The organism is Chitinimonas taiwanensis DSM 18899, assembly GCF_900119825.1.
Taxonomy (GTDB): domain Bacteria; phylum Pseudomonadota; class Gammaproteobacteria; order Burkholderiales; family Chitinimonadaceae; genus Chitinimonas; species Chitinimonas taiwanensis.
Window position 1 is genome coordinate 1 of sequence record NZ_FPKR01000019.1, and the last position, 8,270, is coordinate 8,270.

Genomic DNA, 8,270 nt, shown 5'->3' on the forward strand with positions numbered 1-8,270 from the left:
AGCCCGTTCGACTTGCATGTGTAAAGCATGCCGCCAGCGTTCAATCTGAGCCAGGATCAAACTCTTGAGTTCAATCTCTGTTTTGCTTCAATTTCTGGCTTGCAAAATCAAAACCGTCGAAACGATTTCAATATCTGCGTAAGCCTTGGCTTCTCAACCAAGCGCCTACGCTTATCGGTTGTATCTTGTTAAAGAGCGTTTGCTTCTTCAGACCCACTCAGCTAGACTCATCCGTTTCGCTTCGTTTTTGTCTGCATCAGCAGCAGAGAGGCGAACTATACGCAGCCACACGAATCGCGTCAACACCTCCAAACAACAAATTCCACCAAACACACCCACCAAACACATAAGTGCCTGATTATTAATTGGCACCGCACCAAAAGATTTTTACGCACCACCGCGCAAACCTGCGCAGTGCCTCGCCCAGCCGCCCTCACCGGCACGATCAAACAGCGCGAAACACCCACAACTCCATGCAAAACGCCCCTTTCGGGGCGTTTTGCAGTGCCTCAGTTCGATGCCGGGATATTTCGCTGTATAAGTTTAGTAATGTCTCTTCACTCACCTCGAGCTTTACCGGATAAGTACCTGCCTGATTCTGTCCGCCAAACGCTCCAACACGCCTTGCCGATGACGGACTCAGCATTTCCGAGCCCAAGTTCAGCAATCTGCCGATAGTCCCCAGCCGAGCTGGCGCCCAAGATGGACTCAAGCGTCTATCGCATAGCTGCTTGCCATAGACGGATGCAGCGTTGCCGGAAGCTACCGTGATTGATAGTGCGATTGGACATCTGACTAGCCAGCTGAACCAGCATCTGCGCCGGCGCTTTGCCTTGGCCGAGGATATGGCGGTGGCGACCAATCTGCAGGAGATTGGCGGCGCGGCCGTCAGCTCGGCAAGCAATAAATTGGTGCTGTTCATCAGCGGCATAGAGCGCGATACCGCCGCTCACCGCGCCCGTGGTGCCGGTAGTGGCGAGTATACGAGCCAGCTGCGCGGTAGCGAGCCCTTGTTCCTGAACCTGTTGATGGTCTGCGCAGCCACCTTCAGCGGGCAGAGTTACCCGGAGGCGCTGAAGTTTCTGTCCGATGCGATTGCTTTCTTCCAGACCCGGCCGGTCTTCGATCACCAGAACTCGCCGGAACTGGATGCACGCATTGAACGGCTGGTCTTGAACATAGAGAACCTGAGTACCAGCGAGATGCACAGCTTGTGGAGCATGCACGGCGGGCGTTACCTGCCCTCGGTGCTGTACCGGATACGCCTGGTCTGTCTGGATAACGGGATGATTTCGCGCCGCGAACCGTTGGTCCACGCACCGGATGTGGGACTGCAGCGGCAATGAGCAAGGCGCTCATCCCCGCCGCCCCAGCTGGGAGAACCCGGTGACAGCCTATCGCTGCCTCGCGAGCCTACAGGTCCAACATGGCTATTTCGCCGATGGCCTGGCACGCGCGATGCGCTTGCAGGCCGACGCTGAAAGCGAGCAGCGCCTGCAGCGTTTTGGTCTGCTGCTGCGCCATGAAGCGCAGCGCATTGCGCTCTACCTGCCCAGGCAGGCGGAAGCTGGATTGTGGAGCGAGCTGCAGGCGCAGCCCGACCTCGCGCTGGACTTTGGTCTGTACTGCAGCGATACGGCCTGGGCTTATTACACCGATCTGCGCGCGCTGGGCGCGAGCCCGCGCTTCAAGCATTCGCCCAGCTCGCCCGGCTTGCTGCAGGCAGATGGGGATAGCCCGATCGAGCCCAGTTTCGCGCCGGGGCGGCTGGCCGAATTGCAGATTGCGCTCAATCCCTACGCGCAGGCCAGCTTCTCGGATTGGGCAGCACAGGATGCGCCGGCCTACCAGCTCACGCTGCCGGTACGCCGCACGATATGGAAGTACCTGATGCTAGGACAGGACAGTAGGGTGGATGTGCGTCTGGTGGATGTCGGCCAGGCGGTCGACTTCACCGAGCCGGTCGTAACCGAGCTGGAATCGGGCCATCCGGCGCTGCTGATTCGCTCGCAGGCGCCGCTGGCCCTGCAGGAACGCCCGTCGCATCGCTTCCAGCTGCGCAAGCGGGTAGGCAATTCGGAGCGCGTGCTGATTGCGCGCCTACCGATGGCCACACCCGCGGCCCTACAGCGCGAACTGATCGATGGCGAGCTGTGTGATGTATCGGAAATCTTTGTTAACCGCTAACGACTGACCAGGAGCTTGCAATGGGTGCTATGAAGACGCCAGGCGTCTATATCGTGGAAAAGAATGCCTTCCCCAACTCCGTGGTGGAAGTCGCGACGGCCGTTCCGGCCTTTATCGGCCATACCCAGATTGCCGACAACCGTAACAAGCCCTTGAGCATGAAGCCCTGGCGCATCAGCTCGATGGCCGAGTATCACCAGTATTTCGGTTTCGCCCCTTTTCCGCGCTTCAATATCGTCGAGAAGACCGATCCATCCGCGCTTGCCGCCTTCCGGGTCGCGGGCAAGGACTATGTGATGGAACAGCTGCCGGGCAAGGATGGCGGCAACTACCAGCTCTACTCGGCCCTGCGCCACTTCTTCCAGAATGGGGGCGGGCCTTGCTACATCGTCTCGGTAGGCAGTTATGCCGAGGATCTGGATCTGGACCGCTTCAAGCTTGGCATCGAGGAACTGCTCAAGGAGCAGGAACCGACCATGCTGGTGATTCCCGAGGCGGTGAAGTTCAAGGCACCCGACTGCATCGATTTGCAGCAGGCCATGCTCGCCCACTGTGGCGACAAGATGCGCAACCGCATCGCCATCCTCGACATCTGGGGCGGTGACAAACCGCGCAACGACCCGGCTGGCGACCCAGTGGCCAACTTCCGCAATGCGCTGGGCATCAACTTCCTCGATTTCGCCACCGCCTACTACCCGTGGCTGAATACCACCGTGGTGGGCGACAAGGATCTGAGCTACGAGAACATCGCCACGCCAGATCTGCTCATGCAGCTGCTGCGTGCCGACCTGGGCCTGCCCGACACCCTGCCCGATGACGCCTCACCCAAGGCCAAGGATTGCCATACCGCCATCGCCGATATCGCCAAGGATTGGGCCGCGGCCGACCCCGCCCTGTCCGAATCCGCCATCACCAATAGCAAGGCCTTGCTGAACAAGACCCTGGTGTCGATCAGCAGCCTGTTCAACACCATCCTCGGCGAGGTCAAGTATCAGCTCAACCTCTTGCCCCCCAGCGCCGCCATGGCCGGTATCTACACCATGGTCGACAACACGCGTGGGGTCTGGAAGGCGCCAGCCAATGTCAGCCTGAGTGGGGTGATCTCGCCCTCAGTCAGCATCTCCGCGGTGGACCAGGAAGAGCTGAACGTGACCACCCAGGGCAAGTCGATCAATGCCATCCGCAGCTTTATCGGCGAAGGCGTGCTGGTCTGGGGCGCACGCACACTGGACGGCAACAGCCTCGATTGGCGCTATATCAATGTGCGCCGCACCATGATCATGCTCGAGGAATCGTGCCGGCTGGCCGCCAAGGCGCTGGTGTTCGAGCCGAATGTGGCCAATACCTGGGTCACCATCCGCAGCATGATCCAGAACTTCCTCACTTCGATCTGGAAGCGCGGCGGCCTGGCTGGCGCGGTGCCCGATGATGCCTTCAGCGTGCATGTTGGCCTGGGCGAGACGATGACGCCGGATGACATCCTCGAGGGCATCCTGCGCGTGACCGTGCTGGTGGCTATGGTCAGGCCGGCGGAATTCATCGAGATCACCTTCCAGCAGCAGATGCAGAAGTCCTGATCAGTCTCGATCCCGAATCGAATCCAGCGGGTGGGCCGCGCCTGCCCTGCTGATCCAGATGGCGTATTAAAGGAGGAAATCTCATGGCAGACGATGGTTCGGCACAATCGGCAAATGTATGGCCGCTTCCCAAGTTCCATTTCCAGGTGAAATGGGACTCCAACGTAATGTCCTTCGAGGAGGTCTCGGGGCTGGACGTGGAAGCGCAGCAGATCGAATACCGCCAGGGCGATAGCCCGGTGTTCTCCACGGTCAAGATGCCCGGGCTAAAGAAGTACGGCAATGTGACCATGAAGAAGGGCGTGTTCAAGGCAGACAACAAGTTCTGGGACTGGTTTAACCAGATCAAGATGAACACCATCAAGCGGGTGCCGGTCATCATCAGCCTGCTGGATGAATCGGGCAGCCCGACTATGGTGTGGACCTTGAACAATGCCTGGCCGGCCAAGATCACCGGCACCGATCTGAAGGCGCAGGGCAATGAGGTGGCGGTGGAGACGATAGAGATCGCCCACGAGGGCCTGACCATCGCGAATGGCTAGTACCGCCCGTGGCGGCGTGGCCAGGCTGCCCCACTAAAGGCAGTACTTGGCCGCGCCGCTGCCCACAACCTTTTCCCAGCAGGTTCACACGATGCGCAAGTCGGCGCTGTACGGCAGCAGTTATCTGCCGGTCTCCTTCTCGTTCGCGGTCTGCTTCAGCGATATCGCCAGCGGCGTGGATTGCGCGTTCCAGGAAGTCAGCGGGCTCAGCCAGAGCATGGAAACCGAGGACGTGCAGTCCGGCGGCGAGAATCGCTTCATGTTCAAGCTGCCCAAGGGCGTGCAGCAGGACAAGCTGGTGCTCAAGCGCGGGGTGGCCGACAAGCTGTCGCCGCTGCTGCGTTGGTGCAAGGCCACGCTGGATGGCGGCATGAGTGAGCGCATCACGCCCATGGATATCAGCGTCTATCTGCTGGATGGCGACGGCAACAAGATACGCGGCTGGACCTGCCACGCCGCCTACCCGGTGCGCTGGGGGGTGGATGATTTCCATGCCACCAAGAACGAGGTGGCGATCGAGACCATTGAGCTCGCTTATCTGAACTGCACGCGGGAGCTGTAGGCCATGACAATCGAAGTTCGCCAGATGGTGATCAAGTCCGAGCTGAACTCGCCGGCCAAGCCGGCCGAGGATGAGGCGGAAAACTGCTGCGACCAGGACGAGAACGCCAGTGCCCAGCACCGTGCCCAGCGTGCGGCGCTGCGCCTATTGCGTAGCCAGCTCGAGCAGCTGCGGGAGCGCTAGATGGCCCTCGCCTCCGCCGAAAACACCCCGCTGAAGATCACCGCCTGTGTGGACAACAAGGGCGATGTCAAGCCACAGAGCGGGGCGGACAAGACCATCTCGCTGCTGATCAACCCATCCCAGCTCAAGCACGAGCGCAGCATCTGCTACAGCAAGGAACAGCCGATGGGCGATACCGGCGCGGGGCGGCAGTTCAGCCATATGCAGCCGGGCAAGCTGTCCTTCACCGTGATCCTGGATGGCACAGGCGTGGTGCCGCGTCCACCGCGCAGCGCGCTGCCCGATGAGGTCGACGACCAGCTGAAGGCCTTGAGCCGCGTCATCTACGACTACAAGGGCGTGGTGCACCAACCGAGCATCGTGCAGATCCTATGGGGCAAGCTGCTGTTCACCGGCCGGCTCACCAGCTTCAATGTCGACTACACGCTGTTCCGCCCCAGCGGTGCCCCCTTGCGCGCCAGCGTGGCGCTGAGCTTCGATTCCTATACCAGCAGCAAGCAGAAGAAAAAGGAGGACAGCGCCAGCTCGCCCGACCTCAGCCATCTGGTCGAGGTACAGGACGGCGACACCCTGCCCCTGCTGTGCGAGCGCATCTACGGTGACAGCCGCTACTACGCGGCGGTGGCGCGTTTCAACGGCCTGCGCCAGTTCCGCGCCCTGCAGCCGGGCACTCAATTGCACTTTCCGCCGCTGGAGTAAGCGATGGCCGAATCACCCCAGGTCGATACCGATGGTGTGCTGCGCGTGGCCGTGTACTGCGATGGCGAGGAGCAGGTCGACCTGCCGCTGATCGGCATCACGGTGCGGCTGGCCTTCAACCGCATTCCCTGGGCCGAGCTGCTGATCAAGGACGGCGATATGCCCACGGGCGAGTTCGAGCTCAGCGACCGTCCGCTGTTCGCCCCCGGCGCCAAGGTCCGTATCGCGGCCGGCTTTGGCGATGCGCTCGACGATATCTTCAGCGGCATGGTGATACGCCACGGCGTGAAGATCGAGGGCCAAAACCAGGCGCGCCTGGTGGTCGAGTGCCGCGACCCGGCCTGCAAAATGACGCTGGGGCGGCGCAATGCCAACTTCCTCGATCAGAAGGACAGCGACATCCTCAGCAGCCTGGTCAGCGCGCATGGCTTGAGCGCCGACGTGGCCGACACTGGCGCCACGCTGGCTGAGCTAGTCCAGTACTACTGCAGCGATTGGGACTTCCTGCTGGCCCGCGCCGAGTTCAACGGCCTGCTGGTCAATGTGACGCCGGACAAGCTGGAGATCCAGCCGCCCAAGGTGGATGGCGCGGCGGCGCTGGAGCTGGCCTGGGGACGCGATCTATACGAGTTCAGCGCCGATATCGACGCCCGCCTGCAATACACCGAGACGCGCGCCACGGCCTGGGATGCCAAGCAGCAAGCCATCGTGCAGGGCAATGCGGCCAAGCCGGCCGCACTCAACCAGCAGGGCAATCTGCGCGGTAGCGTGCTGGCCAAGGTAAGCAGCCCCGATACCCTGCAGCTGCAGACCGCCACCCAGCAGGAGGCGGCCACCCTCAGCACCTGGGCCAAATCCACCCAGCTGAAGGCCGAGCTCGCGCGCATCCGCGGCCATCTGCGCTGCATGGGCAATGCAGCGGCCAAGCCTGGCGCGCTGATCACCGTCAAGGGCGTCGGCCAGCGTTTCGAAGGCGATGTCTTCGTCAGCGCGGTCGAGCACACGCTGGTGGGTGGTTACTGGTATGCCGATGTGGAGTTCGGTCTGGCCCCGCACTGGCATACCGAGCGCGACGATGTGAGCGCACCGCTGGCGGCCGGCCTGCTGCCCGGCGTGGGCGGCCTGCAAATCGGCGTGGTGCTCAAGCTGGATGGCGATCCGCAGGAGGCGCAGCGCATCCAGATCAAGCTGCCGGTCATGCAGGCCAGCAGCGAGGGCATCTGGGCGCGCCTGCTCAGCCCCTATGCCTCGAACGGCTTCGGCGCCTTCTTCCCACCCGAGGTGGGCGATGAGGTAATCGTCGGCTATCTGAACGACGACCCCTGCCACCCGGTGGTCCTGGGTGCCGTGTACAGCGCCAAGCACCAGCCGCCCTATGCGCTGGATGCGCCGAATGACACCAAGGCCATCGTCACGCGTGCCCAGCACCGCATCGAATTCAACGAGAAAGACAAGATTGTCACCATCACCACCCCGGCGCAGAACCGGGTGGTCTTGGACGATAAGGACAAGTCCATCCTGATCGAGGACCAGCACGCGAACAGCATCAAGCTGTCCAGCGCCGGCATTGCGCTGGACAGCCCCTACGACATCAGCCTCAGCGCCAAGGGCAATATCAAGCTGCAGGCCAGCCAGGGCATCTCGCTCAGCGCGCAGATGGATGTGAAAGCCAGTGGGCTGAATATCAACTGCGAAGCCCAGGTCGGCTTCGTGGGCAAGGGCTCGGCCACCGCCGAGCTATCCGCCGCCGGCCAGACCACGGTCAAGGGCGGCCTGGTGATGATCAACTAGGAGCCCGCTATGCCTGCCGCCGCCCGCCTGACCGATTTGCACACCTGCCCGATGCAGACACCGGGCCTGCCGCCGATACCGCATGTGGGCGGGCCGGTGATCGGCCCCGGCGTGCCGACGGTACTCATCGGCGGCCTGCCCGCGGCCGTGGTCGGCGATAACGCGGTCTGCGTGGGGCCGCCCGATGTGATCGTACAGGGCTCCACCACGGTATTGATCGGCGGTCGCCCGGCCGCACGCATGGGCGATAGCACCGCGCATGGCGGCAGCGTGGTGCTCGGCCTGCCCACCGTGCTGATCGGAGGTTGAGATGAGCCCCTTCCTCGGTCGTGGCTGGCAATTCCCCGTCCGTTTCGACCCGCGCAGCAAGCAGGTCGGCATGGTGGCTGGCGTGGACGATATCGAGGAAAGCCTACGCATCCTGCTCGGCACCCATCCGGGCGAGCGGATCATGCTGCCCGCCTATGGCTGCCCGATTCGTCGCATGGTGTTCGACACCCTGAACGAGAGCACGCTGACCGAGCTGAAGGAGATGGTGCGCAAGGCCGTACTGTTCTTCGAGCCACGCATCGTGCTCGAACGTATCGAGACCGAGGTGGTGGATGCGCTGAGCGGTCGGCTCGACCTGACACTGATCTACACCGTGCGCACCACCAATACCCGCCACAACCTCGTCTATCCCCTTTATCTCGACCAGGCCAGCCAGCCGGTCAGCGCCTATTGAGCCGG

Annotated in this window: 10 protein-coding genes and 1 rRNA gene; 10 read left to right on the forward strand and 1 reads right to left on the reverse strand. The window is 62.2% G+C overall.

Annotated features, from left to right (window positions below):
• Positions 1-72: ribosomal RNA gene (locus BT173_RS18620) — 16S ribosomal RNA — on the reverse strand; the annotation flags it as partial.
• A gap of 695 nt (positions 73-767) precedes the next feature.
• Here BT173_RS18620 and BT173_RS18625 point away from each other — a divergent pair.
• From BT173_RS18625 to BT173_RS18670, 10 genes are all read left to right on the forward strand, one after another.
• The gene (locus BT173_RS18625; RefSeq protein ID WP_072430204.1) at positions 768-1,346 is read left to right on the forward strand and encodes a Pvc16 family protein; all 579 of its coding nucleotides are present in this window, start codon (positions 768-770) and stop codon (positions 1,344-1,346) included.
• Positions 1,347-1,386: 40 nt separating this feature from the next.
• Positions 1,387-2,187 (forward strand): hypothetical protein, encoded by an 801-nt coding sequence (locus BT173_RS18630; RefSeq protein WP_139256235.1) that lies wholly within the window; start codon positions 1,387-1,389, stop codon positions 2,185-2,187.
• Between the two features lie 20 nt (positions 2,188-2,207).
• A complete protein-coding gene (locus tag BT173_RS18635; protein ID WP_072430185.1) occupies positions 2,208-3,764 on the forward strand; it encodes a phage tail sheath family protein in 1,557 nt (518 codons plus the stop codon).
• An 83-nt stretch (positions 3,765-3,847) separates the two neighbouring features.
• Entirely contained in the window at positions 3,848-4,306 is a 459-nt protein-coding gene (locus tag BT173_RS18640) for a phage tail protein (RefSeq protein ID WP_072430186.1), read from the forward strand.
• A 91-nt stretch (positions 4,307-4,397) separates the two neighbouring features.
• Positions 4,398-4,868, forward strand: coding sequence for a phage tail protein (locus BT173_RS18645; protein WP_072430187.1), 471 nt, complete (start codon positions 4,398-4,400; stop codon positions 4,866-4,868).
• 3 nt (positions 4,869-4,871) lie between these two features.
• The gene (locus BT173_RS18650) at positions 4,872-5,051 is read left to right on the forward strand and encodes a hypothetical protein (protein ID WP_072430188.1); all 180 of its coding nucleotides are present in this window, start codon (positions 4,872-4,874) and stop codon (positions 5,049-5,051) included.
• The gene (locus tag BT173_RS18655; RefSeq protein WP_072430189.1) at positions 5,052-5,750 is read left to right on the forward strand and encodes a LysM peptidoglycan-binding domain-containing protein; all 699 of its coding nucleotides are present in this window, start codon (positions 5,052-5,054) and stop codon (positions 5,748-5,750) included. It abuts the gene before it with no gap.
• Positions 5,751-5,753: 3 nt separating this feature from the next.
• Positions 5,754-7,541: a type VI secretion system tip protein VgrG gene (vgrG, locus tag BT173_RS18660; RefSeq protein WP_072430190.1), complete on the forward strand. Its 1,788-nt coding sequence runs from the start codon at positions 5,754-5,756 to the stop codon at positions 7,539-7,541.
• A 9-nt stretch (positions 7,542-7,550) separates the two neighbouring features.
• Positions 7,551-7,850 carry a PAAR domain-containing protein gene (locus BT173_RS18665; RefSeq protein ID WP_072430191.1) on the forward strand — a complete coding sequence of 100 codons (300 nt, stop codon included), beginning with the start codon at positions 7,551-7,553 and terminating at the stop codon, positions 7,848-7,850.
• Position 7,851: 1 nt separating this feature from the next.
• The gene (locus BT173_RS18670; protein WP_072430192.1) at positions 7,852-8,265 is read left to right on the forward strand and encodes a GPW/gp25 family protein; all 414 of its coding nucleotides are present in this window, start codon (positions 7,852-7,854) and stop codon (positions 8,263-8,265) included.
• The last annotated feature ends 5 nt before the right edge of the window (positions 8,266-8,270 follow it).

Bases quoted from the DNA above. Each gene is read 5' to 3' on its own strand.
- BT173_RS18635 (WP_072430185.1), top strand. From the start codon at position 2,208: ATGGGTGCTATGAAGACGCCAGGCGTCTATATCGTGGAAAAGAATGCC.
- BT173_RS18640 (WP_072430186.1), top strand. From the start codon at position 3,848: ATGGCAGACGATGGTTCGGCACAATCGGCAAATGTATGGCCGCTTCCC.
- BT173_RS18645 (WP_072430187.1), top strand. From the start codon at position 4,398: ATGCGCAAGTCGGCGCTGTACGGCAGCAGTTATCTGCCGGTCTCCTTC.
- BT173_RS18650 (WP_072430188.1), top strand. From the start codon at position 4,872: ATGACAATCGAAGTTCGCCAGATGGTGATCAAGTCCGAGCTGAACTCG.
- BT173_RS18655 (WP_072430189.1), top strand. From the start codon at position 5,052: ATGGCCCTCGCCTCCGCCGAAAACACCCCGCTGAAGATCACCGCCTGT.
- vgrG (WP_072430190.1), top strand. From the start codon at position 5,754: ATGGCCGAATCACCCCAGGTCGATACCGATGGTGTGCTGCGCGTGGCC.
- BT173_RS18665 (WP_072430191.1), top strand. From the start codon at position 7,551: ATGCCTGCCGCCGCCCGCCTGACCGATTTGCACACCTGCCCGATGCAG.
- BT173_RS18670 (WP_072430192.1), top strand. From the start codon at position 7,852: ATGAGCCCCTTCCTCGGTCGTGGCTGGCAATTCCCCGTCCGTTTCGAC.